Source organism: Serratia sp. EWG9, from assembly GCF_019913725.1.
In the GTDB taxonomy this organism is placed as follows: domain Bacteria; phylum Pseudomonadota; class Gammaproteobacteria; order Enterobacterales; family Enterobacteriaceae; genus Serratia; species Serratia ureilytica.
In genome coordinates, this window is the sequence record NZ_JADNRO010000008.1 from 99,712 (window position 1) to 122,153 (window position 22,442).

General features: G+C 58.7%; 23 protein-coding genes. 18 read left to right on the forward strand and 5 right to left on the reverse strand.

The genetic code is table 11. The features are described 5' to 3' along the window. The first annotated feature begins 120 nt into the window (after positions 1–120). The 7 genes from ITX55_RS17855 (at position 121) to ITX55_RS17885 (ending at position 7,206) form a co-directional block, all read left to right on the forward strand. Complete coding sequence (locus ITX55_RS17855) at positions 121–645, forward strand: fimbrial protein (protein ID WP_042785288.1); 525 nt, start codon at positions 121–123, stop codon at positions 643–645. 87 nt (positions 646–732) lie between these two features. Continuing rightward, positions 733–1,410 (forward strand): molecular chaperone, encoded by a 678-nt coding sequence (locus ITX55_RS17860; RefSeq protein ID WP_089192208.1) that lies wholly within the window; start codon positions 733–735, stop codon positions 1,408–1,410. A 105-nt stretch (positions 1,411–1,515) separates the two neighbouring features. Next, the gene (locus tag ITX55_RS17865; protein WP_089192207.1) at positions 1,516–4,065 is read left to right on the forward strand and encodes a fimbria/pilus outer membrane usher protein; all 2,550 of its coding nucleotides are present in this window, start codon (positions 1,516–1,518) and stop codon (positions 4,063–4,065) included. Between the two features lie 10 nt (positions 4,066–4,075). Continuing rightward, on the forward strand, positions 4,076–5,134 hold the full coding sequence (locus ITX55_RS17870) for a fimbrial protein (protein ID WP_182073783.1): 1,059 nt from the start codon (positions 4,076–4,078) through the stop codon (positions 5,132–5,134). Positions 5,135–5,194: 60 nt separating this feature from the next. Then, on the forward strand, positions 5,195–5,722 hold the full coding sequence (locus ITX55_RS17875; protein ID WP_089192206.1) for a fimbrial protein: 528 nt from the start codon (positions 5,195–5,197) through the stop codon (positions 5,720–5,722). Between the two features lie 59 nt (positions 5,723–5,781). Then, positions 5,782–6,477 (forward strand): response regulator transcription factor, encoded by a 696-nt coding sequence (locus ITX55_RS17880; RefSeq protein WP_047026621.1) that lies wholly within the window; start codon positions 5,782–5,784, stop codon positions 6,475–6,477. A 45-nt stretch (positions 6,478–6,522) separates the two neighbouring features. Continuing rightward, a complete protein-coding gene (locus ITX55_RS17885; protein ID WP_042785286.1) occupies positions 6,523–7,206 on the forward strand; it encodes a response regulator transcription factor in 684 nt (227 codons plus the stop codon). Positions 7,207–7,427: 221 nt separating this feature from the next. Here the strand turns inward: ITX55_RS17885 and ITX55_RS17890 are convergent, their stop codons facing one another. Further along, positions 7,428–7,979: a tyrosine-type DNA invertase gene (locus ITX55_RS17890; RefSeq protein ID WP_033644817.1), complete on the reverse strand. Its 552-nt coding sequence runs from the start codon at positions 7,977–7,979 to the stop codon at positions 7,428–7,430. A gap of 372 nt (positions 7,980–8,351) precedes the next feature. Here ITX55_RS17890 and ITX55_RS17895 point away from each other — a divergent pair, with 372 nt between their 5' ends. The 3 genes from ITX55_RS17895 to ITX55_RS17905 all read left to right on the forward strand — a co-directional run bounded on the left by ITX55_RS17895 (position 8,352) and on the right by ITX55_RS17905 (position 10,692). Then, a complete protein-coding gene (locus tag ITX55_RS17895) occupies positions 8,352–10,004 on the forward strand; it encodes a multidrug ABC transporter permease/ATP-binding protein (RefSeq protein ID WP_042785285.1) in 1,653 nt (550 codons plus the stop codon). 392 nt (positions 10,005–10,396) lie between these two features. Continuing rightward, positions 10,397–10,507 (forward strand): YmiA family putative membrane protein, encoded by a 111-nt coding sequence (locus tag ITX55_RS17900; RefSeq protein WP_223524597.1) that lies wholly within the window; start codon positions 10,397–10,399, stop codon positions 10,505–10,507. 23 nt (positions 10,508–10,530) lie between these two features. Further along, a complete protein-coding gene (locus tag ITX55_RS17905) occupies positions 10,531–10,692 on the forward strand; it encodes a hypothetical protein (RefSeq protein WP_162882355.1) in 162 nt (53 codons plus the stop codon). On the opposite strand, the gene ITX55_RS17910 is transcribed toward ITX55_RS17905, so the two are convergent. Then, a complete protein-coding gene (locus tag ITX55_RS17910; RefSeq protein ID WP_072627053.1) occupies positions 10,689–11,909 on the reverse strand; it encodes an MFS transporter in 1,221 nt (406 codons plus the stop codon). The genes ITX55_RS17905 and ITX55_RS17910 overlap by 4 nt on opposite strands. 503 nt (positions 11,910–12,412) lie before the next feature. Between ITX55_RS17910 and agaR the strand changes: the two genes are divergently transcribed. The 6 genes from agaR to agaF are packed head-to-tail and all read left to right on the forward strand — an operon-like array spanning position 12,413 to position 17,093. Further along, the gene (gene agaR, locus ITX55_RS17915; protein WP_033644822.1) at positions 12,413–13,186 is read left to right on the forward strand and encodes a transcriptional repressor AgaR; all 774 of its coding nucleotides are present in this window, start codon (positions 12,413–12,415) and stop codon (positions 13,184–13,186) included. A 23-nt stretch (positions 13,187–13,209) separates the two neighbouring features. Beyond that, positions 13,210–14,493 carry a D-tagatose-bisphosphate aldolase, class II, non-catalytic subunit gene (locus ITX55_RS17920; protein WP_108681866.1) on the forward strand — a complete coding sequence of 428 codons (1,284 nt, stop codon included), beginning with the start codon at positions 13,210–13,212 and terminating at the stop codon, positions 14,491–14,493. Between the two features lies 1 nt (position 14,494). Then, positions 14,495–14,971 carry a PTS N-acetylgalactosamine transporter subunit IIB gene (agaV, locus tag ITX55_RS17925; RefSeq protein WP_004931808.1) on the forward strand — a complete coding sequence of 159 codons (477 nt, stop codon included), beginning with the start codon at positions 14,495–14,497 and terminating at the stop codon, positions 14,969–14,971. A gap of 14 nt (positions 14,972–14,985) precedes the next feature. After that, complete coding sequence (agaW, locus tag ITX55_RS17930) at positions 14,986–15,765, forward strand: PTS N-acetylgalactosamine transporter subunit IIC (protein WP_033644826.1); 780 nt, start codon at positions 14,986–14,988, stop codon at positions 15,763–15,765. Then, positions 15,755–16,648, forward strand: a complete 894-nt coding sequence (locus ITX55_RS17935) for a PTS system mannose/fructose/sorbose family transporter subunit IID (RefSeq protein WP_033644827.1) — start codon at positions 15,755–15,757, stop codon at positions 16,646–16,648. Before agaW ends, ITX55_RS17935 begins: the two co-directional genes overlap by 11 nt. A gap of 10 nt (positions 16,649–16,658) precedes the next feature. After that, positions 16,659–17,093, forward strand: coding sequence for a PTS galactosamine/N-acetylgalactosamine transporter subunit IIA (agaF, locus tag ITX55_RS17940; protein ID WP_033644830.1), 435 nt, complete (start codon positions 16,659–16,661; stop codon positions 17,091–17,093). Between the two features lie 36 nt (positions 17,094–17,129). Here agaF and ITX55_RS17945 read toward each other — a convergent pair whose 3' ends face one another. Beyond that, positions 17,130–18,857 carry an ABC transporter ATP-binding protein/permease gene (locus tag ITX55_RS17945; protein ID WP_047573849.1) on the reverse strand — a complete coding sequence of 576 codons (1,728 nt, stop codon included), beginning with the start codon at positions 18,855–18,857 and terminating at the stop codon, positions 17,130–17,132. 205 nt (positions 18,858–19,062) lie between these two features. Between ITX55_RS17945 and ITX55_RS17950 the strand changes: the two genes are divergently transcribed. Further along, positions 19,063–19,770, forward strand: a complete 708-nt coding sequence (locus ITX55_RS17950) for a hypothetical protein (RefSeq protein ID WP_033644832.1) — start codon at positions 19,063–19,065, stop codon at positions 19,768–19,770. 28 nt (positions 19,771–19,798) lie between these two features. On the opposite strand, the gene ITX55_RS17955 is transcribed toward ITX55_RS17950, so the two are convergent. Together ITX55_RS17955 and ITX55_RS17960 are read right to left on the reverse strand one after the other, a co-directional pair. After that, complete coding sequence (locus tag ITX55_RS17955) at positions 19,799–20,446, reverse strand: DsbA family protein (RefSeq protein WP_033644834.1); 648 nt, start codon at positions 20,444–20,446, stop codon at positions 19,799–19,801. A gap of 68 nt (positions 20,447–20,514) precedes the next feature. Further along, positions 20,515–21,399: an MBL fold metallo-hydrolase gene (locus tag ITX55_RS17960; RefSeq protein ID WP_046687735.1), complete on the reverse strand. Its 885-nt coding sequence runs from the start codon at positions 21,397–21,399 to the stop codon at positions 20,515–20,517. Positions 21,400–21,507: 108 nt separating this feature from the next. On the opposite strand from ITX55_RS17960, the gene ITX55_RS17965 reads away from it, so the two are divergent. After that, positions 21,508–22,416 carry a LysR family transcriptional regulator gene (locus ITX55_RS17965; RefSeq protein WP_033644836.1) on the forward strand — a complete coding sequence of 303 codons (909 nt, stop codon included), beginning with the start codon at positions 21,508–21,510 and terminating at the stop codon, positions 22,414–22,416. Positions 22,417–22,442 lie beyond the last annotated feature (26 nt).

Consider the following 22,442-nt stretch of genomic DNA (forward strand, 5'->3'; position numbering starts at 1 on the left):
GCCATCAATAAGTTTGGTCAAGGGTATTTGCTCTTCGTGGAACTAAATAAAAGGGAATGACATTAAGGATATGTCGGAAATAAAACCATGCATATTTTGCATAATTTTAAGGAAAGTAGGATGAAAAAGAATCTGCTGGCTGTAGCTGTTTTGACCGCGTCTGCATTTACCACCTCTGTATTTGCTGCTGACGGCGCGCTGAATATCACTGGCACCATTACCGATCAGTCTTGCACCGTCGATCCGGATTCCCAGAACAAGCAGGTTGCTCTGGGCAAAATCGCTAAAGATGCGTTTCCTAACGCTGGCGCCACCGCTGGCGCCAAAGCGTTCAACCTGATCCTGAAAAACTGCCCGGACACCGTGACTGGCGCTACCGTTCGCTTTGATGGCACTCAGGTGCAGGGTCAGTCCGGGCTGCTGAAACTGACCGGCGCCGGCACCCCTGGGGTGGCAGGCGGCATTGGCGTACAGCTGCTGGACGACGGCAGCAACGTACTCAATATCGGCAACGATTCCCGCGTATATGCGCTGGCAGAGAACAAAGACAACGTTCTGGGCTTCGTGGCGCGCTACTTCGCTTACGACACCGTCTCTGTCGGTAGTGCGAACGCCACCGCCAACTTCACTATTGTCTATCAGTAAATTCACGCCGTTATGTCGGCGTGAGCGTTAGAAAAATGGGCCAGAGGCTGCGTCTCTGGCTCTTTATTCATCGGGGAAGGTAACAAAATGAAAGCGGGATATTTTGCGCTGACGGCAGCGTTATTGATGGCGCTTTGGGCTCCGGCTCAGGCCGGCGTGATCGTGGGCGGGACTCGGCTGATATACGACGGGGGTAAAAAAGAGTCCGCTCTGAATATCAATAATCCGGATGCGGTGCCTTATTTGATCCAATCCTGGGTCGATGCTCAAGAAGGTGAAAGCGCTAAAGCGCCTTTCATCATCACGCCTCCGTTGTTTCGCTTGGATGGTGGCCAAAATAACCTGCTGCGCGTAGTGCGTGCGGGCGGCAATTTGCCGACGGACAGAGAATCGCTGTATTGGCTGAATGTGAAGTCTATTCCTTCGGTAGAAAAGAAAGAAAACACGCTGCAAATTGCGATCAAGACCCGCATCAAGCTGATTTATCGTCCCCAGGGGCTGGCCGGCAATCCGGAAGAAGCGGCCGGCAAAGTGACGTGGCGGCGCAGCGGCGATCGGCTGCAGGTGACCAACCCTTCACCCTATTACCTCACCTTTTTTAATTTGAAGCTGAACGGCAGTGCCATTACCGGCAACACCATGGTTGCGCCGCAAGCTACCGCCAGTTTTCCGTTACCGATGGCGCAAGGTGGGGGAGGCAGCCTGAGCTGGCAAATCATCAACGACTATGGCGGAACCGGCCAGACCTTTACCGGCACGTTATAGCCGGGCCGCGATGCGTGTTTTTTGGCCCCGGAGTAACGCTGGGGCCGGCGTTCGGCCTACCTGAATTTTAGGCGGCTGAGCCAATCGGGACAGGGAGTTAAAAGGATGAATAACCCGAATTGCATTGGTTTACCAGGGACACGATCGATTTTGGCCGGTTTGATGTCTTGCCAGGTGGCGCTGCTTTATCCAATCGGTGCGGCGCATGCGCGCGATTACTTCAACCCGGCGCTGCTGGAGATTGACAACCCGGCGCTGCGCGGCGCCGATCTCTCCGTATTTGAGGAAAACAACAGCCAGGCGCCCGGCACTTATCGGGTCGATCTTTACCTTAACGGCGAACAGGTTGACAGTCTAGACGTTGAGTTCCGGCTGATGCCGACGGCTGGCGGAAAGCAAGCGCTGCAGCCTTGTTTCAGCGCGGAAAAATTGGCCGAATTGGGGGTGAGAGTCTCCATGTTCCCGGCGATTGCGGCGGAGGAGCGCTGTGTCAATCTGGCGCAGGCCATTCCTCAGGCTTCGGCGGTGTTCCTGTTTAATCAGCTGAGATTGAATCTGAGCATTCCGCAAGCGGCATTGAACTTAAATGCGCGCGATTATGTTTCTCCGGATAAATGGGACTCCGGCATACCGGCGCTGTTGGTCAATTACAACTTCAGCGGCGCCAATAGCCAAACACGCGACAGCGAACGGCAGAACAACAATAACTATTACCTCAATCTGCGCTCGGGCATTAACTGGGGCGCCTGGCGTTTGCGTAACTATTCCATCTGGAATCACTACACCGGCGGCGCTTCATCCTGGCGTTCAATCAATACCTATCTGCAGCGCGATATTGTTGCGTTGCAAAGCCGCCTGACTCTGGGCGACAGCACAACGTCCAGCGAGGTGTTCGACAGCGTACAGTTCCGCGGCGGGCAATTGGCTTCTGAAGATGACATTCTGCCGGACAGCATGAAGGGCTACTCGCCGGTGGTGCGCGGGATTGCGCGCACTAACGCGCAAATCGTGATCCGGCAAAACGGCTACGTGATATATCAAAGTTATGTGCCGCCGGGTGCGTTTGAAATTACCGATCTGTACCCCACGGGCGGCAGCGGCGATCTGAACGTCAGCGTGCGTGAGGCTGACGGGCAGGAGCAACATTTCGTGGTGCCTTACGCCGTGGTGCCGGTGCTTCAGCGCGAAGGGCGTTTCAAATACAGCCTGACCAGCGGGAAATACCGTTCATACAGCGGCGGCGTTGATGAACGTCCGTTCAGCCAGGCCACCGGCATCTACGGTTTGCCGTGGGGGGCCACGTTGTACGGCGGCGTGCAAGCCGCCAGTAAGTACCAGTCTCTGGCGCTGGGGTGGGGGCAGAACATGGGGGCGCTGGGGGCGCTGTCCGCTGATGTCACTCAGGCATGGACCAAGCAGGAAACTCGGCCGAAAGAGCAAGGGCAATCATGGCGCCTGCGTTACGGCAAAAACTTCATTGAAACCGGCACTAACTTCAGCTTGGCCAGCTACCGCTATTCCACGCGCGGTTTTTATAACCTGCAAGAGGCGCTGGAGAGCTACGGCGGCAACAGCGCGATCTATAACGATCACAAAAAGAGCCGCGCCGAGCTGACGATGAGCCAGAGCCTGTGGGATCTGGGGGGAACGCTGTCGCTCAGCCTGTTTAACGAAGACTACTGGAATGACAATCGTCGTTCGCAGTCGGTCAGCCTCAGCTACAACAACAGTTGGGAAGCTGTCAGTTACGGACTGAATTACACCTTCAGCCAAAACGGGTATGACAACAACGGCAACCGCAGCAATATTCGCGACCATATCGTGGCCTTCAACGTCAGCGTGCCGCTCAGCAAATGGCTGCCAGGCAGCTACGCCACCTACAACATGAACGCCAGCCGCAACGGTGCCACCAGCAACAACCTTGGGTTGAGCGGCACCGCTTTGCCGGGCAACAACCTGAACTACAGCATCAGCCAGGGCTACACCGGCAGGGGCGTGGGGGCGAACGGCAATATTCAGGCGGACTACAAAGGCGCCCTCGCCGAGTGGAACCTGGGATATGGCTACGATCGCCATCGCCAACAGGTGAACTACGGCGTGCAGGGCGGTGTTCTGGTGCATCAAAACGGCGTCACGCTGTCGCAGCCGCTGGGCGATACGGTGGCATTAGTGCAGGCACCCGGCGCTTCAGGGGTGGATGTTTTGAACCAGACCGGGGTCAGCACCGACTGGCGCGGCTATGCGGTTGTGCCTTACCTGACGCCTTATCGGCGCAATACCGTCGGCCTGGACGGCGAGTCTTTCGCCGAGGATGTCGACATGACCTTGAGCAGCCAAACTGTGATCCCAACCCGTGGCGCCGTGGTGCGTGCCAGCTTCAATCCGGATGTTGGTGCCCGCGTGTTGCTGACATTACTGACGCGCAGTGGCAATCCGGTGCCGTTCGGCGCCACCGTCAGCAATCTCAATAGCCCCTCTGATAATGCCGGCATTGTCGGCGACGGCGGGCAGGTTTATTTGGCCGGCATGGCGGAGAGTGGCCGGCTGCAGGTTAAGTGGGGCAATGACGCGGCTCAGCAGTGTCAGGCTAACTATCAATTGGCTAATCAGCCAGAGAGCGGCGGAATACGTCTCGTTAACGGACAGTGTTTATAAGGTGCAGACAATGGCGACAGGAATATCGATTCAACGCAGGGCGATCGCCGGTGGGCTGCTGGCGTGCGCAATACTGGCTGTACAGCAGGCGCAGGCGGCGCCAGGGCAGTGTACGCCGATATCAGGAACGCACGGCTTTTCATTTGCCTTTTCCCCAAGCTTAAGCGACCCATCGCAAAACGTGACGGGGCGGATTATCAAGAACGCGGATAAGAACGCATGGAACTTGCCCGGTTCGTATTATGTGAAATGCGAATGTACCGCTCGCACGGCTTCTTACATCACCGCCAAAATGCTGTTGACCAACCCGGTATTTCAGGAGGGCGGATTGACGTATTACGCGTTGAACGAATATCTGGGCGTCGCCAGCGAGGTCTTCGTGGCGGGGCAGCGCAATGAATACCTTGCGGCACCCTTTACCAATGAAACTAACCGTAAGACCAGCATGGATGGCGATGATGAATCCTGCGCCCGTTCGCCCTACAACAGCGGCGCGCGTGGGCGCATTCACCTGTATTTCCGTCGGCCCTTCGTTGGCGTGACGGCGATCCCGAATACCCGACTGGTGGAAACGTATGTATCGGTAGTGAGTGGCGTGAAAAGCGATACGCCGGTTTCTACCATCTCTATGAGCGGTACCGTGACGGTGCCGCAGAGTTGCGAGATCAGTCCCCAGACGGTGGTGGTCGACTTTGGCGATATCGTCAGCACCCATTTCCAAACGAAAGGCGCGATGCCACCTCGCTTCACACCGGCAGAGAGAACGCTGACGCTGTCTTGTCGCAATATTTCCGAGGGCGTCAAAGTCAGCCTGTCATTTCGCGGCGAGGCCGACGGCAACATGCCGGAGGCGCTGAAGACCAGCAACCGCGACATCGGCGTGATGATTAAGGATATGCAGGGCAATGTGATTCGGCCGCAGAGCGGGCGCTTGCCCATCGATGACTTCAACTATCCCGACCAAAGCGGCAGTTCGCGGATCAGCGTATATCCGATCAATACCACCGGGCAAGCCCCTTCAGTGGGGCAGTTCAATGCCACGGCAACCATTCAGGCCGAAATCCAATAAACGGATATTTCAACGGCAGTGGGCTGACGGGCCCCTGCGTTTAACGACAAGGAGCAGATTATGGTGAAAATGTGTAATCGTTTTGGCTGCAACCTGGCGCTGACCGGCGCGTTGCTTTTGACCGTATCGGCGGCGCACGCGGTATCGAAAATAGTGATTAGCGGCAACATTAAAGCCGCCCCCTGCGAAATCGACGGTGCGAACGGCACTGTGTCCGTCAATTTGGGAGACGATATTTCCGCTGCTACCCTGGCGACGTCCGGGGCTTTCAGCCCCTGGATAGAGTTTCCTCTGACGTTAAAAAACTGCCCAAGCACCACCACTTCTGTTGTCGCGACCTTCAGCGGGACGCCCGCCGAGGAAAGCGCCAGCTTGTACAAGAGCAACGGCGGCTCTCGTCGGGTGCAAATTGAGTTGCAGAATAGCCAAGGGGCCAACCTGGGCAATGGCAAGAGCATGACGCAACTGGTGGATCGCGCGACGAATAATGCCAGATTCGATTTGCGTGCGCGCGCATACAGCACCCATGGCGGATCGACGCCAGGTTCAATAGACGGCGCTCTGCAGGTCACTTTTGTCTATCAGTAGGTAATGGGACAAAAGGGCCGGCGTGGGCGGAAGGTTAACGACAGAGTTAAGGTGATGATATGAAAATCAATTATCCCAATGGAATGGCCTTGGCGGCGGGCAATGAAGCGGCGAGTGCCGTGGCTATCATGGAACCCTGCGCCATGACGGCTCTGGGGATGAGAAACCGGTTGATTGAATCCTGCGGTCTCCAACCTGGCAACATTCGGCAGGTGGCGAATCTGGTGGAACTGAGAGCCTTATTGACTGAGCATCCGCATCGTTTATTGGTGATGGAGCTGTGTGGTCAATCAGAGTCGGTATTGGAGGGATTCAAGCTGATCGCTGAGGTGCGGGAAAATTCGCCGGACACCGCGATTGTCATTTGTACGGCATTGGATGAACCGAGGCTGTTGCGGCAGCTCATCGCTTCCGGCATTCGCGGCCTGATGCTGAAGCAGGAACCGGCTATTGCATTGACCCACTGTGTTCAGCAAGTCCTGACAGGCAGTTGCAGCTTCAGCCACCGGGTACGCCAACGTCAATTGCATGAGGCTGGCGCCGATAAACCGCTGACGGCGAAGGAACTGGATGTGTTGACCCAACTGTTTTCCGGTAAGAGCGTGACCAGCGTGGCGCTGACCATGTGCCGTGATATCCGCACCGTCAGCACCCATAAACGCAATGCGATGTTGAAGCTGGGGTTTCACAGCGATGGTGAACTGTATCTTCAGGGGAAATGGATGGCTGCGCAAGGTTCATCCTTGGTTCGCTAGGCAAGCGCACGAGGTCTCGTGGGCAAGCAAGCATAGGAGCAGATTATGCATTTATGGCGTCAGCAACCGCTGAACATAGCATTAATGGACAGATGTCCATTGACGCTGGAAGGGCTGGCCAGTTTTTTAAAAACGCTGCCAACCCAGATAAAAGTCGTCGTAAAGGAAACCAGCGTACGTGCGGTAGTGGATAGCGTGGTCTATCAGCAGGCTGACGTGCTGATTACCGAACTGGACGGTGAAGATGAGACGCCCGCTAAGGGCAGGGAAGCGTTGCTGGCCCTGTGCACGCAACTGCCCGAATTACGGGTGATTGCCTATACCCGTTGCCGTAATGCAGAAGAGTTAGGGCGATTGTTGCCTCAGCCCAATGTCAGCATCGTCGCCAGAGATGACGCTTTACCGCTGGTGGCGGAGTTTTTTAATCGGGTCTTGCTTGGGGAGCGAGTGTTGAGCCCACAGATAGGGACTTTTCTGGCACCCTCGGTTAGCGCAGATGAGGTGTTCACCCGAAAGCTGACTCGCTGCGAGACTGATGTGTTGGCCTTTTTGTTCAACGGCATGAGCCTGCGGCAAATTGCCGAATTGCAACGCCGCAGCATCAAGACGATCAGCGCGCATAAATGCAGCGCCATGCGCAAACTGCAGGTGAAGAATGACAGCGAACTATTTTCATTGCACGGCAATATTACGCGACAATTTGGCGGGAAGTGGTCAAAGGGGACTTAATCGTTAATGACAGGGTATAAGCAGGTAGCATAGGCGTTGAAAAAACAATCAAACAAGTGTTCCCCTGGGCGGGTGGATGAAAGCAGCTCGGCGTTGGAATAGTGCTGAATTAGACCGTTGTTGACGTGCCGGGCTGCATTTTCCCATCCGATATTTTTTACCTTACTCGATGCGCATGTTAAAAGAAGATGAGCGCCTGCACCGTTATTTCCATCGTAAGATTAAATGCTGATCGTGCGGAATCGCTCTACATTGGTGGCGGTGTAGATCACCGTATTCTGGATATTTTTGTGCCCTAAATAATCCTGAATCAAGCGCGTATCGACCCCGTTATCTGCAAGCGCGTAACCGCAGGAGTGTCGCAGCATGTGAGGATGAACCTGAACGCTAATACCGGCCATTTCACCGTACATTCTCATTAGGCGATACAGTTGCTGACGTGAAATTTGCCCGCCGTGGCGCGACAGAAATAACCATGGGGAATTGGCGTCAGGATAGTTCGCCCGTTGGGCCAGCCAGTTTAACAGCGCCTGTCGTTCTCGCGGCTGAATGGGGTGCTGAACGGAAAAACCGTTCTTTAGCCGAGATATATGGATCCGATGGGAGGTAAGATCAATATCTTGCAGGCGTAATGATCGCAGTTCGCTCACCCGCAAGCCGTGAATGAAGCACATTAATAGTAAACAACGATCTCGAATGCTATTTTTACCCTCATGCACGGCGGCAATCAGTTGTTCAATTTCAATCTGGCTAAGGAATTTCCTTTTTTTCATTTTCCTTTCCTGCGTATCTGGTACTGGCGATTTCCATCATGAAGTTTTATTAAAGCATTGGAACATAATAGGCGGCAAAGAAAATAAATAATTTTATTTTCCAAAGCATGGGTTTATTTTATCTTTTTCTTTTTGTTATTTTTTTAGTGAATGTATTTTGATTTTATAGATCTATTTTCTTTAGCAGATTATTTAATTGGCGAATATTTAGCGCCCAGAGCGAACGATGCTGCGAATTGGCCGCCGGCAGGCGGCAACCGCGATAACGTCTCACCCCAACCGGTGCTTGATAAGCTGCGATGAGAATTCGTCTTGATCTCATTCTCACGCCGCTTACAATGCCTGCCAGATCGCGACTTCAGAGGTTTGTTCATGGAACTGTTACGGGTGGTTTATCGCCAGTATCGTTGGCCATTTCTGGCGGTTATGGCATTGACCATGGCCAGCGCCGGTTTAGGCATCGGTATCATTGCTTTTATCAATCAATATCTGATGGACGTCAGCGGCAACCCATTGGCCGTGTTGCCGATGTTTCTCGCCCTGCTGGCATTGTTGATAGCGGTCACGTTGGGTTCACAGCTGGCGCTGACCACATTGGGCCATTACTTCGTCTATCGGCTGCGTGGGCAACTGGTGAAGCGCATTCTGGATACCGAGATCGAGCGCCTCGAACAGTTAGGCAGCGCCTCATTGCTGGCCAGTCTGTCCAGTGACATCCGCAATATCACCATCGCCTTCGTGCGCTTGCCCGAATTGGTGCAAGGGGTGATTTTGACCCTGGGGGCAGCGGCCTATCTGGGGTGGTTATCGCCGAAAATGCTGGCGGTCACGGCGGTTTGGGTGGCGGTGACCGTGGTGGGTAGCGGCTGCCTGGTGTCACGGGTTTATCGCCATATGGCCAGTTTGCGCGAGTCAGAAGAGCGTCTCTATCATCGTTATGAATCGGTGATTGACGGCCGTAAGGAACTGACGTTGAACCGCAAACGGGCGCAGGCGTTATACGAGCAGGCCTATCAGCCCGACGCGCAAGCCTATCGCTACCATATCATTCGCGCCGATACCTTCCATTTGAGTGCGCTCAATTGGTCAAACATCATGATGTTAGGGGCGATCGGGCTGGTGTTCTTTATGGCCAACAGTTTGGGATGGGCGGACTCGACGGTGGCCGCGACCTACTCGCTGACGCTGCTGTTCTTGCGCACGCCCTTACTGCAGGCCGTGGGGGCGTTTCCGACGCTGGTCGGCGCCGAAGTGGCCTTCAACAAGCTGAAAGCGCTACGTCTGGCCGAGTATCAGCCGGGGTTTCCAGCCGCCGTTGGCCGTTCCTGGCAGACGCTGGAGCTGCGCGACGTGGTTTTTCACTATGCAGATGCGGAACAACAGCCCGGTTTTACCGTCGGGCCGCTTAATCTGACGCTGCGGCGCGGTGAGCTGGTGTTTCTTATCGGCGGCAACGGCAGCGGCAAGTCAACGCTGGCGATGCTGTTGACCGGATTGTATCGGCCGGTAAGCGGGCACATCGTTCTGGATGGTGTCGCACAGACCGCGGCGGATATGCCGGACTATCGCCGGCTGTTTTCAGCGATTTTCACCGATTTTCATCAGTTCGATCGTTTACAAGGACCGGAAGGCGGCGAACCTGATGCGGCGCTGGTCGCGCATTGGCTTGAACGGTTGAATATGAAAAGCAAATTGCAGTTCGACGGCGCCAGAGTGACCAACCCGCAACTGTCGCAGGGGCAGCGCAAACGTCTGGCCCTGTTGCTGGCGGTGGCGGAACAACGCGATATTTTGCTGTTGGATGAATGGGCCGCTGATCAGGATCCGCAGTTCCGGCGCATTTTCTATCGCGAACTGTTGCCGGCGCTGCGCGCGTTAGGCAAAACGGTGTTCGCCATCAGCCATGACGATCACTATTTCGAACACGCCGATCGGTTGCTGGAGATGCGCTCAGGCCATTTACGCGAGTTGACCGGCAGCGAGCGTGAACACGCCAGCCGGGATTCCGTCAGCAGGATCGGTTAACTTACGCCGGCCCGTGCCAGACCAAAACGGGCCGGCGCTTCTCCCGCGCATTATTTCAGTGCGTCGCTTCATTTTCTCTCCCTCCTCCAATGCTGTCTGCTGCCGATTTGGCTTACGACCAGTCAAATAATTGATGTTTGAATTATTTACCGGTGGTTTAATTTTGACCTTTAAAGGTGTGGCACACTGCGCATTCGTTCGCCTATCAAAACACGTTCTCGCCTGCCGATAACAGTGATATCCACGGTGCCGTTCTGGCTGATTCGGCAATGCAGACCTATGGGTAGCAGCGTTTTTCTAAATTTCCATAGGAAAAAACGACTTTATTGATCGTTAAAATAGATCAATAATTTTATTTTGAATGGTTTAATCTATTGGTTAGGGGCGCTGTGGTGAGCAAGGATGGATCAAATATCAAACGTAAAGCATGGCTATGCGTGTTTATCGTTAGTGGGCTGTTCTGGCTGCTAACCGCTGCCGTGATTTACTGGTTACTGAGTTAGCAGGTTAAGCAGGAAGACGATTCGTGAACAAGAAGCAGGCTAAAAACCGTGAGGGCGCTCAGCGTCGCGCGCAGTCAAAAATTCCGCCTTCATGGGGGCTGAGCGATGAGCAGCGCGCCTTTATTGAAGATTTATGGCAGGATACCGCCCCCGAAGCGGCGCGGCCCATCGCTCAGCGACGTTAGCCGATCACGCGGCTGCGGCCGGCCAGCGCGCCGAACAGCATTTGCAAGACGGTCAGGCATAGCAGAGCGATCAACGGCCAGCGCCAGCCTTCCGTCAGATCGTGCAACAGGCCGAATAAGGTGGGCCCCAGCGCCGCCAACAGATAACCGACGGATTGCGCCATGCCCGACAGCAGCGTCGCCTGATGATGATGCTGACTGCGCAATCCAAAGAACGACAGTGCCAGCACCAGCGAACTCCCCGCTCCCAACCCGGCAAACGTCAGCCACACCAGTGAACTGGCGGGTTGCACCAATAATCCCCCGACGCCGATAAAGATCAGCAGAGAACTGCCCAGCGCTATCGCCCGCTGATCGCGCGCCCGCGGCAAAATCACCACCATGACAAAGTTGGCGACGATCGCCACCACCTGATAAACGAACAGCTCGAAGCCCGCCTGCTGGGCTGAGGCGCCGTGGCTGACGGCAAAGGCGCTGAACCAGCCGATAATGGTGTAGAAGGCGATCGATTGCAGCCCCATGAACATCGCCACTTGCCAGCCCAGCGCGCTGCCCCAGGGAGAGCGATAGCGTTGCGGCTCTGCCGATTGTGGCTCTTTGGCTGCGGGTATGGCTGTGCGCCGCAGCTGCGGCAACCAGATCAACAGCGCCAACAGCGCAGGTAATCCCCAGCACAGCAAGGAGAAGCGCCAGCCGAGATCGGCCAGGGAAGCCAGCGGCACCGCCAGACCGGAGGCGATGGCGGCGACCAGTGACATCACCGCCGCATAGGCCGCTATCATCGCGGCGGCGCGATGAGGAAAATCTCTTTTCACCAGCGTTGGCAGCACCACATTGGCGAAGGCGATGGCGGCGCCGATCAGAACGCTTCCCAGCCACAGCATGGCGTCTTGCGGCAGGGAACGCAGCGCGATGCCGCAAACCAGCAGTGCGAGGGCAAAGCCCAGGGTGCGTTCGATTCCGAAGCGTTTCGCCAGTGCCGGGGTGAGTGGCGAGAGGACGGCGAACAGGATCAGCGGCAGCGAGTTGATCAGGCCGGCGGCGGTGGCGGACAACGCCAGCTGTTGCTGAATCTGTTCCAGCAGCGGGCCGACGCTGGTGAGGGCGGCGCGCAGGTTAGCCGCGATCAGCATGATGCCAACGATCAGCAGAGCAGGGCGATGCAAACGGCGACGCGGGGTCGCGATGGATGATGAAGATGAAGCGGGTTGCGGCATGAGTTCCTCGCACCAGGGCATGCAGACAATCAGCGCTGCATGGCGTGATGCGTTGATTGACGTTAACGCTTACGTACCGACAAGAGGCCGATATCTGATCGCAAGTGTAGGGAAGATGGCTCGTGTTGACAAGGGGATGGCCCGGCGGGATGGAGAGGGCTGACCCCCACCGGCTGCAGGATAATTACCATTATGTGATCCTGGTCACTTAGCGAACTAAAAGTCATGGAACAGGACGGGGTCTGCGGCGCTTTCACTTCTGCCGCCGCCGGTGCGGCTGCTCTCCGGCGCTCATGCTCGTCATGGCATTTCATTTTTCTCCCATTCCATTTTTTGGCTTTTCGATTCGTTTCGATTCGAAAGGTTTTTTGGCGGTTTTTTTGCTAAAACGGGGCTGTAAGCCCGATCACAATTTCATTGCTTTCGCTTTGCTGTAATGCCAGCGCAGTAGAGCGAAAGCCATCTTCTCCCCGGCGATACCGGAAACCTGAGGACCGCAGCTCATGCCAGTGAATACCGCAAAGCGACGTGAACACATCATCGATCTGTTATGCGAGCACGGCAGCGTGCGTGTGGAACAGCTCAGCAAACAGTTTGCAGTATCCACGGTGACGATCCGCAACGATCTGCGCTTTCTGGAACGAAAAGGGTGTGCGCTGCGCGCTTACGGCGGCGCAATGCTCAATCAGCAATTCGCTTTCGATCGGCCGCTGCGGGACAAAGGGCGGTTGAATCGCGATGTCAAAACGCTGATCGCCAACGCGGCGGCCGGCTATGTGCGCGACGGCGAGGCGCTGATCCTCGATTCCGGTTCAACCACCGCGCAGATTGTGCCGTTCCTGAAGGGGCGGCGCGATCTGGTGGTGATGACCAACGCGCTGAACATTGCCTATGAGCTTTCGGGAAACGACGGGGTGGAAGTCATGGTGCTGGGGGGCAGCGTGCGCCGCAACTCTTACTCGCTCTACGGTCCGGCTGCCGAGCAGCAATTGCGTCAGTACCGCTTCGACAAGCTGTTTTTGGGCGTCGACGGGTTCGATCTGAGCGCCGGCATCACCACGCCTCACCCCGGTGAAGCGCACCTCAATCGCGTGATGTGCGAGGTGGCGCGCGAGATTATCGCGGTGGCGGATGCCAGCAAATTCGGTCGCAAGAGCTTTTGCATGATTCGCGAAGCCGGACAAATCCATCGGCTGATCACTGACAGCCGTCTTCCGGACGATTACGAGCGGGCGTTAACCGAGCTGGGCGTGGAGGTCATCATCGCCGATCGGTAGCACGGCGCCTGCATGGGGGCTTCATGCAGCAGTTGTTACAGCTTGTCGAGCAGCACAAGGCCGGTATGCCGGTCGGGATTTTTTCCGTCTGTTCCGCCCATCCCTGGGTTCTGAAGGCCGCGCTGCGGCAGGCTAAAAGCCGCGGCACGCCGGTGTTGGTGGAAGCGACCTCCAACCAGGTCAATCAGTTCGGCGGCTATACCGGCCAAACGGCGGCCCAGTTCCGCGATGCGCTTTGGCGTCTGGCGGATGAGGTTGGCCTGGCGCGCGAGTGCGTGTGGCTGGGCGGCGACCATCTGGGGCCGAACGCCTGGCAGGATCGCCCGGCTCAGGAAGCGATGGCGCTGGCGGAAACGTTGATCGACGATTACGTTCGCGCCGGATTTCGCAAAATTCATCTCGATTGTTCCATGTCGTGCGCAGGCGATCCCTCGCCCCTGGGAGATGCGGCGGTCGCCGAGCGTGCGGCGCGCCTGTGCGCGGTGGCGGAACGCGCCTGGGCGCAGAGCGGCGGCGAAGCGCCGGTCTATGTGATCGGCACCGAGGTGCCGGTGCCGGGCGGCGCGCAGGAGGCGTTGGCGGGCCTGCAGGTCACCACGCCGCAGGCGGTGGCGCAAACGCTGGAAATGCACCGTATCGCCTGGCAAAAAGCCGAGCTGAACGATGCCTGGCAGCGAACCATTGCGCTGGTGGTGCAGCCGGGCGTCGAGTTCGATCACCACAGCGTCGAACGTTATCAGCCGCAGCGCGCCGACGCATTGAGCCATTTCATCGAACGGCAGCCGGGTATGATCTATGAAGCGCACTCTACGGATTACCAACCGCCGCAGGCCTATCGCCAGTTGGTGCGCGATCACTTCGCCATCCTGAAAGTGGGGCCGGCGCTGACCTTTGCGCTGCGAGAAGCGCTGTTCGCCCTCGATCGCATCGAGCGTGAATGGCTGGGGGAACGCCAGTCGTCGCAGCTGCGCGCCACGCTGGAACAGGTGATGCGCGAGCAGCCGCAGCAGTGGAGCCGCTATTACCACGGCACGCCGCACCAACAGTATCTCGACCGCCACTACAGCCTGAGCGATCGGGTGCGTTACTACTGGCCGCAGCAGCAGGTGCAGCAGGCGGTCGACGGCTTGCTGGATAACCTGCGCCGTAACCCGGCGCCGTTGGCGCTGCTCAGCCAGTACCTGCCGGATCAGGCGAGGGCGCTGAACGCCGGCGAATTGAGCGCCGATCCGCAGGAGTGGGTGCTGCATAAAGTGACGCAGGTACTCGACGATTACCACGCCGCCTGTTACCCGGAGGGCCGCTAGCATGCCGAACATTTTAATGACTCGCATCGACAATCGTCTGGTGCACGGCCAGGTGGGCGTGACCTGGACCAATACCCTCGGCGCCAACCTGGTGGTTGTGGCCAACGACGAGGCCGCCGCCGATCCGGTGCAGCAGAACCTGATGGACATGGTGGTGGCGGAAGGGGTGCAGACCCGTTATTTCACGCTGCAGAAAACCATTGATGTGATCCACAAGGCGGCGGATCGGCAGAAGATCTTTCTGGTGTGCAAAACGCCGCAGGACGTGTTGACGCTGGTGCGCGGCGGGGTGCCGATCCGTTTCGTCAACGTCGGCAATATGCACTTCGCCGAGGGGAAGCGGCAGGTGCACAAAACGGTGTCGCTGGACGACGGCGACGTGGCCGCGTTCCGCGCGCTGGCGGAACTGGGCGTGGAGTGCGAAGTGCGCCGGGTGCCGGATGAAGCGGGTGAGGCGATCGGCAAACTGCTCTTTTGAGCCAGGGGGAAAGCATGTTGACGGATGCGTTATTGATTGCGCTGTTGGCCGGGCTGGCGGGGGTTGACCTGTTCGACGGTCTGACCCACTTCCACCGGCCGGTAGTGATGGGGCCGCTGGTGGGGCTGATTTTGGGCGATGTCTATACCGGGTTGCTGGTGGGCGGCACGCTGGAGCTGGTGTGGATGGGGATGGTGCCGTTGGCGGGAGCCCAACCGCCTAACGTGGTGATCGGCGGGGTGATCGGCACCGCATTCGCCATTCTGACCAAAGCCGATCCTAAAGTGGCGATCGGCGTGGCGGTGCCGTTCTCGATCGCGGTGCAGGGCTGCATCACGCTGCTGTTTACGTTGTTCTCACCGATGATGCACCGCTGCGATCGCATGGTGAAAGCGCTGAACTGGCGCGGCATTGAACGGGTGAACTATCTCGGCATCGGCATTCTGTTCATCTTCTATTTCGTGGTGGCGTTCCTGCCGATTTACTTCGGCGCCGATGCGGCCAGCGCCATGGTGCAGAAAGCGCCGGGCTGGCTGCTGGACGGGCTGGCGGTGGCGGGTGGCATGATGCCGGCGATCGGTTTCTCGCTGCTGATGAAGGTGATGATGAAAAAAACCTACGTGGCCTATTTTATCCTCGGTTTCATCTCGGTCACGTTTCTCAAGCTGCCGATCCTGGCGGTGGCGCTGGGCGCCCTGGCGATCGCTTTGATTGATTTCTTCAACACGCAACGCGGCGCGGCAGAGGCGACGGCCCGGCCCGCTCCGCAGGAGGACGCCGAAGATGGCATTTAACGATTCCGACGATCTGCTGGCGCAAAAGGCCGAACAGCGTATGGCGCAGGCGCTGGCCACCAGCCAGGTGGAGCAGGACGACTATCTGGACAGCCGGCCCGCCGAAGCGCTGACGCGCGGCGACATCAACCGCATGGCCTGGCGTTCGCTGCTGCTGCAGGCGTCGTTCAACTACGAGCGCATGCAGGCGGGCGGCTGGCTGTATCAGCTGATCCCCGCGCTGCGCAAGATCCACCGCAACCCGCAGGATCTGGCCAACTCGATGAAGATGCACATGGAATTTATCAACGTGCATCCGTTCGACGTCACCTTCCTGTCCGGCCTGGTGCTGGCGATGGAGCAGAACAAGGAAAAGATCTCCACCATTCGCGCGGTGAAAGTGGCGCTGATGGGGCCGCTTGGCGGTATCGGCGACGCGCTGTTTTGGCTGACGCTGTTGCCGATCTGCGCCGGCATAGGCGCTTCGCTGGCATTGGAGGGCAGCCTGTTCGGGCCGATCGTCTTCCTGCTGCTGTTCAACCTGTTCCACTTCGGCCTGCGTTTTGGGCTGGCGCACTACGGCTATCAGGCCGGCACCAGCGCGCTGGCGCTGCTGAAGACCCATACCCGGCGCATTTCTCACGCCGCTTCCATTGTCGGCATGACGGTGATCGGCGCACTGGTGGCCTCGTACGTGCACCTGTCCACGCCGCTGGTGATGCATGCCGGCAAGGCCAGCGTGGCGCTGCAGACCGACGTGCTGGACAAGTTGATGCCCAACTTGCTGCCGCTGTGCTTCACGCTGCTCATTTTCTTCCTGATGAAGCGCGGATTCTCGCCGGTGAAGCTGATTGGCGTCACGGTAGCGATCGGCGTGGCGGGCAAATTTATCGGCATTTTATGAGGAGCGGGATATGCCAGGCATTGTGATTACCGGCCACGGCGGCTTTGCCTCCGGGCTGCTGCAGGCGGTGGAACAGGTGGTGGGGCCGCAGCGGCATTGCGCGGCGGTCGATTTCCCCGAACAGATGAGCACCGCGCAGCTCAGGGATGCCTTACGCTCGGCGCTGGTCGCGGTGGCGCAGCCGGACGGCGTGGTGTTCCTGACCGACATGCTCGGCGGTTCGCCGTTTCGCAGCGCCTGTGAACTGGCGGATGCGCGGGGCGATTGCGAAGTGCTCACCGGCGTCAACATGCAGCTGGCGGCGGAAATGATGCTGGAACGTGACGGACTGAGCCTGGATGAATTTCGCGAGGTGGCGCTGGCGTGCGGCAAACGCGGCCTGACCAGCCTGTGGCATGAACGCCGCCGCGTGAAGTGCGAAGACGCGCAGGCCGACGGCATCTGAACGAAAACCGGGCGCGGGCGCGCCCGGCTCCGTGAGTTAGGCCGGCAACGGACTCAGCGCCAGACGCGCCGGTTGGTCTTCGCCGCGGCTGAAGCGCCAGCAGGTCTGGTGGTATTTCGCCACGCTGTTGCGGTGCGCCACGCTGACCAGCGTCACGTCCGGCAGTTCATCCACCAGCAGGCAGTACATCAGTTGCTCGGTTTCGTCGTCCAGCGCGCTGGTGGCCTCGTCGAGGAACAGGATGCTCGGGCGAATCAACAGGGCGCGGGCGAACGCCAGCCGCTGTTGCTCGCCCGGCGACAGGCGATGGCTCCAGTTGGCGGAGGTGTCCAGCCAGCGCTGCAGGTGCTTCAGGCGGCAGTTTTCCAGCACCCGCATCAGCTGCACGTCGCTGTATTCCGACGCCAGGCTCGGGTAGCTCAGCGCTTCGCGCAGCGTGCCGATCGGAATGTAGCTGCGCTGCGGCAGGAACAGCATGTTGGCGTTGCCCGCTACCCCGATGGCGCCCGCGCCGTAAGGCCAGATACCGGCGATGGCGCGCAGCAGCGTCGACTTGCCGCAGCCGGAAGGCCCGACGATCAGCAGGCGATCGCCGCGTTGCAGCGTCATCTCGGCGCCGGTCAGCAGCGGCTGGCCGTCGGGCAAGTGCAGGCTGAGGTTGTCCAGCGTTAACGGATGGGCGGTCTCCTCCCGCAGTTGAATGCCGCGCGGCTGATGGTGAACCTGATCGACGGCGGCGTTGAAGCCGGCCAGACGGTTAACGCAGGCTTTCCAGGTCGCCAAATCGTTAAATGCGTCGATAAACCACGACAGCGCGCCCTGCACCTGGCCGAAGGCCGAGGCGATCTGCATCAGGCCGCCCATCTGGATGGCACCGGAGAAGTAGCGCGGCGCCGCCACCAGCAGGGGAAACACGATGGCGAACTGGCCGTAGAAGTTGGTGGCGATGTTGAGCCGCCGGGTGATGCGCATGATCGCCCACCAGTTGCTGCGAATGGTGTCGAAACGGTCGCCCAACTGCTGCGCCTCGCGCGGTTCGCCGTGGTACAGCGCAATGGCGTCGTTGTTTTCGCGGATGCGGATCAGGCCGAAACGGAAGTTCGCCTCATACCGTTCCTGGTTGAAGCCCAGCATGACCAGCGGTTTGCCGACCCACCAGATCAGCAGCGATCCCAACACCGCATACAGCAGCGCGAACCACACCATATAGCCGGGCAAGGTGATGGCGTGTTGCCCGAGCGCGAAGGTCATCGGCCCGCTGACGTGCCATAAAATGTCGATAAAGGAAAACAGCGTCACCAGGCTGGAGAGCAGCCCGAGCGACAGCGACAGGGTATATTGAGTCAGCACGTTGAGATCTTCAGCGATACGCTGATCGGGGTTATCGACGATCTGCTGCTGCTCGGTGTGGTAATACGCCTGGTGCGCCAGCCATTTTCCCATGAACCTTTCCGTCATCCAGCGCCGCCAGCGCATCTGCAGCCCCTGAGTCAGGTAGATCTTGTAGACCGCCAGCACGATGAAGATCAGCGCCAGATAGGTAAAGCGCCACAGCTGCGCCTTGAATACCGGGTAGTTTTTGTTCTGCAGCGCGTCGTAGAACACCTGGTTCCACTGGTTGATCTGCACGCTGATATAGACTAGGCCGAGCGACAGGACGACGATGGCGATCAGCATCATCCAGGCGCGCCATCGTTCCTCCGACACCCAAAAGGGTTTGATCAACTGCCAAATGGCGTGTTTCTGCAAGGGAGTTGCGTTCATAACGGCTCGATAATTGCGGTATTTTGTTCAGCATGGGCTGCGGGCCGGTAACAAACAAACCGCGACTGTAAGCAGTTTTGACTCCGCTAACCGTTTGAAATAAGGCGGCTGAATCGCCGGCGGCGCGCAGGTGAGCGCAATTGCGGCATACACTCCGGCGCCGGGCGGTTATACTGGCGCCGAATTTTTGCAGAAAGGATAAACGATGAAGGCTTGGTTTCCCCTGTTGCTGACCTGCGGCGTCTTCGCCAGCGCCCGGGCCTGGGCGCACATTGACGAGCCGGACATCGCCGCCGACTGCCAAAAGGTGGCGAGCTACGCCGAACTGGGAAAAAAGGCCTATCAGCGCCAGGATTACGCCAAAGCCGCCGACATCTTTCGCGATCAGGCGGCCTGGAGCGAGTTTTGCGGTCTGAGCGAGCAGGCTGTCGCCACGGCTTACAACAACGTGGCGCTGTCGCTGATGCACGCCGGCGAATTGCTCAAGGCGCAGGCCTATCTGGCGCTGGCGCCGCACGATGACAAATCGCAGCACAACATGAGTCTGTTGCGCCAACGCCTGGCGCAGCGGCCGCAGCCGCAGGGGCCGGGCGGCGTGTACTGGCAATACGCCGGGCGCGGGGTGTGGAGCGAAGTGGTGGTGAAGCCGCAGGGCGAGCGCTGGCTGATCGATTTTTCCGGCTACGCCATGCCGCAGATGGGGCTGTATTACGGCCCGAACATGGGCGACTTCACCGCCGAGCTGCCCATTGAGCACGGCAAGGCCGTCTACCATCAACATGACTCGGAAAGCGCGCAGGTCTGCGACGTGACGATGGCGTTTGGCGAGCAAGCGCTGGAGATGCATACGCGGGGGGATTGCGGGTTCGGCCACAATGTGCGGGCGGAAGGGCGGTTCGTGCGGGTCGAATGACCCGCCCCGGTGGCCGGGGCGAGAAGGGTTACGCCAGCGCGGCGGCGCCCAACAGATTCTTCCAGGCTTCCACATTGCCCAGATAATTGCCGGCCGGCAGCAGATGCAGCTGGCCCTCGCTATCCTGCAGCGCAAAGGTCGGGAAGCCCTGGCCCTGCACTTTGGCCAGCAGCGCCCGGCTTTCCGCGATGTGTTGCGCGGTCGGCGCACCGCTGTTGAAGCGCATTTCGGCGATAAACGCCGCCGAAGGCAACCCCAGCTCTTTCGCCAACGCTTCCAGCACCGGCGTGTCGGCGATGCGTCGCCCTTCCTGATAGTGCGCCTGCTGAATGCGGTGCAGCATGTCCAGCCCGCGTCCCGCCAGTTTTTCCGCCGCCAGGATAGCCGTGATCGGCGGCTCGGAATCCATCACCGCCGTGGTGTCGCGCAGCAGGCCGTTGAAATAGGCTTCGCCGAAAGGCTGGCCCGTCATCTCGGCGATGCGCTTGTCGTGCGGAATGACGTAGTTGCGCCATTCGTCGGTGATCTGACGGCGGTTGTTGCCGGTCATCATGCCGCCGGCGTGCGGCACGACCTTCAGCCCGGGGAGGCTCTGAGCCGCTTTCACCAGCGGCGCGGCGCCGTAGCACCAACCGCACAGCGGATCGAAAATGTAATGCAGAGTGGTTTCGGTCATTTTTACTCCTCGCTTGGCGCGCGGCAAGCCGCCGCGGCGCCAGGGCTGGTTCAATCACGCACGGGCGCTTATTGCGGCCACTTCATCTCGCCTTTCAGCACTTTCGCGCTCAGTTCCAGGCTCGATTCGTCTTTCAGCGTCGGGTAGTGCTTTTTCATCGCTTCAATCAGCGCGGCGGAATCCTTGGCTTTCGGCAGTTCGGCTTCCAGCGTGGTCAGGTATTTTTGGGTAAAGTGCACCGATGCCAGCGTCTGTGCGGCACCCGGCAGGAAGTGGCCCGGCACGACGACCTGCGGCTTCAGCGCTTCGATGTTTTTCAGCGTTTGCTGCCAGTGCTGGCGCGATTCTACGCTCTGGTTATCGGCGATCCACGGATGGATATTGTCACCGGCGACCGCCACGCCGCCCACGACCGCTTTCAGCGCCGGGATCCACACGAAGGTGCGATCGGGGGTCGGGCCGTTCAGGCCTTTCACTTCCACTTTTTGACCGTCGATGGTGAAGCTGTCGCCCTGCAGCGGCTGCGGCACGATCACGGTTTTCGGCGCGTTGTCTTTCAGGATTGGGCCCCAGTAGGCGATTTTGCCGTCTTTGGTGGCGTTAATGTCCTTGATGGTGCCAGGCGAAGCGATGATTTTCGCCTCCGGGAAAGCGGCCTTAATCACGTCCAGACCGAAATAGAAATCCGGATCTGAGTGGCTGATGTAGACGGTGGTCAGTTTCTTGCCGGTCGCCTTGATCTTTTTCACCAGCTCTTCGGCATCGTTGCGCTGGAACTGTGCGTCGATCAGCGCCACTTCGTGTTTGCCGCTGATGATTTCGGAAGACACCGGGAACACGCTTTTCTCGCCCGGGTTATACACTTCCATGGTCAGGGTATCGGCAGCGGTGGCGTAGGTGCTCAGGGTGGCGACGCCGGTGAAGGCCAGAGTTAACAGTGATTTCTTAAACATGGGCAGAGGTCCTTAGGTATCGGTTAATGTTGTAATGATGTTAGGTTGCATAAAGCGATAGAAAAACCGGATAATAAGCAATTATTCGTTGCATAAATCGGACTAATCATGGATCGCATTACCGCCGCTGAGGTTTTTGTCACCATCGTCGATCGCGGCAGCATGATCGCCGCTGCGGAAACGCTGGAGATGTCGCGCGCGATGGTCACTCGCTACCTGGCCCAGATGGAGCAATGGGCCGGGGCGCGTTTACTGCACCGCACTACCCGTAAGCTTAGTCTGACCGACGCCGGTGAGCGTACTTTGGAGCGCTGCCGACAAATGTTGGCGCTGGCGGGGGAAATCGATCTGGTGGAGGAAGGGCAGAGCGACGAACTGCGCGGCCTGCTGCGCATCACCTGTTCGCAATCGCTCGGACAAACGGCGCTGGTGGGGGCCGTCGCCCAGTATCTGAAGCGTCATCCGCAGGTGGCGGTCGATCTGCAGATGAACAACCGGGCGGTGAACCTGGTGGAAGAGCGCATCGATCTGGCGCTGCGCATCACCAATGAGCTGGATCCCAACCTGATCGCCCGGCCGCTGTCCACCTGCGCGTCGGTGGTGTGCGCCGCGCCCGCTTATCTGGCGGCGCACGGCACGCCGCGCCAGCCGCAGGATCTGGCGTTGCACAACTGCCTGACTTATTCCTATTTCGGCAAAAGCCTGTGGCATTTCGACGCTCAGGGGGTGAAATCGGCGGTGGCGGTCAGCGGCAACCTGAGCGCCAACGAATCGGTGGTGCTGATGGCCGGTACGGTGCAGGGGGCGGGCATTTCCCTGCAGCCCTACTATTCGGCGGCGCCGCTGTTGGCCAGCGGCGAACTGGTGGAGCTGCTGCCGGGTTACCGGCCGCAATCGATGGGCATCTACGGCATCTACACCTCACGCCGACAAATGCCCGCCACCTTGCGCACCATGCTGGACTTTCTGGTGGAATGGTTCGCCAGCGATCCGCAGTGGCAGGCGACGCTGCGCTAAGGCTGCGGCAACATTCCCACGCCGTT

What these genes read in the sequence shown, in the direction of transcription:
- ITX55_RS17855 (WP_042785288.1), top strand. Translation starts at nt 121, where the DNA reads ATGAAAAAGAATCTGCTGGCTGTAGCTGTTTTGACCGCGTCTGCATTT.
- ITX55_RS17860 (WP_089192208.1), top strand. Translation starts at nt 733, where the DNA reads ATGAAAGCGGGATATTTTGCGCTGACGGCAGCGTTATTGATGGCGCTT.
- ITX55_RS17865 (WP_089192207.1), top strand. Translation starts at nt 1,516, where the DNA reads ATGAATAACCCGAATTGCATTGGTTTACCAGGGACACGATCGATTTTG.
- ITX55_RS17870 (WP_182073783.1), top strand. Translation starts at nt 4,076, where the DNA reads ATGGCGACAGGAATATCGATTCAACGCAGGGCGATCGCCGGTGGGCTG.
- ITX55_RS17875 (WP_089192206.1), top strand. Translation starts at nt 5,195, where the DNA reads ATGGTGAAAATGTGTAATCGTTTTGGCTGCAACCTGGCGCTGACCGGC.
- ITX55_RS17880 (WP_047026621.1), top strand. Translation starts at nt 5,782, where the DNA reads ATGAAAATCAATTATCCCAATGGAATGGCCTTGGCGGCGGGCAATGAA.
- ITX55_RS17885 (WP_042785286.1), top strand. Translation starts at nt 6,523, where the DNA reads ATGCATTTATGGCGTCAGCAACCGCTGAACATAGCATTAATGGACAGA.
- ITX55_RS17890 (WP_033644817.1), bottom strand. Translation starts at nt 7,979, where the DNA reads ATGAAAAAAAGGAAATTCCTTAGCCAGATTGAAATTGAACAACTGATT.
- ITX55_RS17895 (WP_042785285.1), top strand. Translation starts at nt 8,352, where the DNA reads ATGGAACTGTTACGGGTGGTTTATCGCCAGTATCGTTGGCCATTTCTG.
- ITX55_RS17910 (WP_072627053.1), bottom strand. Translation starts at nt 11,909, where the DNA reads ATGCCGCAACCCGCTTCATCTTCATCATCCATCGCGACCCCGCGTCGC.
- agaR (WP_033644822.1), top strand. Translation starts at nt 12,413, where the DNA reads ATGCCAGTGAATACCGCAAAGCGACGTGAACACATCATCGATCTGTTA.
- ITX55_RS17920 (WP_108681866.1), top strand. Translation starts at nt 13,210, where the DNA reads ATGCAGCAGTTGTTACAGCTTGTCGAGCAGCACAAGGCCGGTATGCCG.
- agaV (WP_004931808.1), top strand. Translation starts at nt 14,495, where the DNA reads ATGCCGAACATTTTAATGACTCGCATCGACAATCGTCTGGTGCACGGC.
- agaW (WP_033644826.1), top strand. Translation starts at nt 14,986, where the DNA reads ATGTTGACGGATGCGTTATTGATTGCGCTGTTGGCCGGGCTGGCGGGG.
- ITX55_RS17935 (WP_033644827.1), top strand. Translation starts at nt 15,755, where the DNA reads ATGGCATTTAACGATTCCGACGATCTGCTGGCGCAAAAGGCCGAACAG.
- agaF (WP_033644830.1), top strand. Translation starts at nt 16,659, where the DNA reads ATGCCAGGCATTGTGATTACCGGCCACGGCGGCTTTGCCTCCGGGCTG.
- ITX55_RS17945 (WP_047573849.1), bottom strand. Translation starts at nt 18,857, where the DNA reads ATGAACGCAACTCCCTTGCAGAAACACGCCATTTGGCAGTTGATCAAA.
- ITX55_RS17950 (WP_033644832.1), top strand. Translation starts at nt 19,063, where the DNA reads ATGAAGGCTTGGTTTCCCCTGTTGCTGACCTGCGGCGTCTTCGCCAGC.
- ITX55_RS17955 (WP_033644834.1), bottom strand. Translation starts at nt 20,446, where the DNA reads ATGACCGAAACCACTCTGCATTACATTTTCGATCCGCTGTGCGGTTGG.
- ITX55_RS17960 (WP_046687735.1), bottom strand. Translation starts at nt 21,399, where the DNA reads ATGTTTAAGAAATCACTGTTAACTCTGGCCTTCACCGGCGTCGCCACC.
- ITX55_RS17965 (WP_033644836.1), top strand. Translation starts at nt 21,508, where the DNA reads ATGGATCGCATTACCGCCGCTGAGGTTTTTGTCACCATCGTCGATCGC.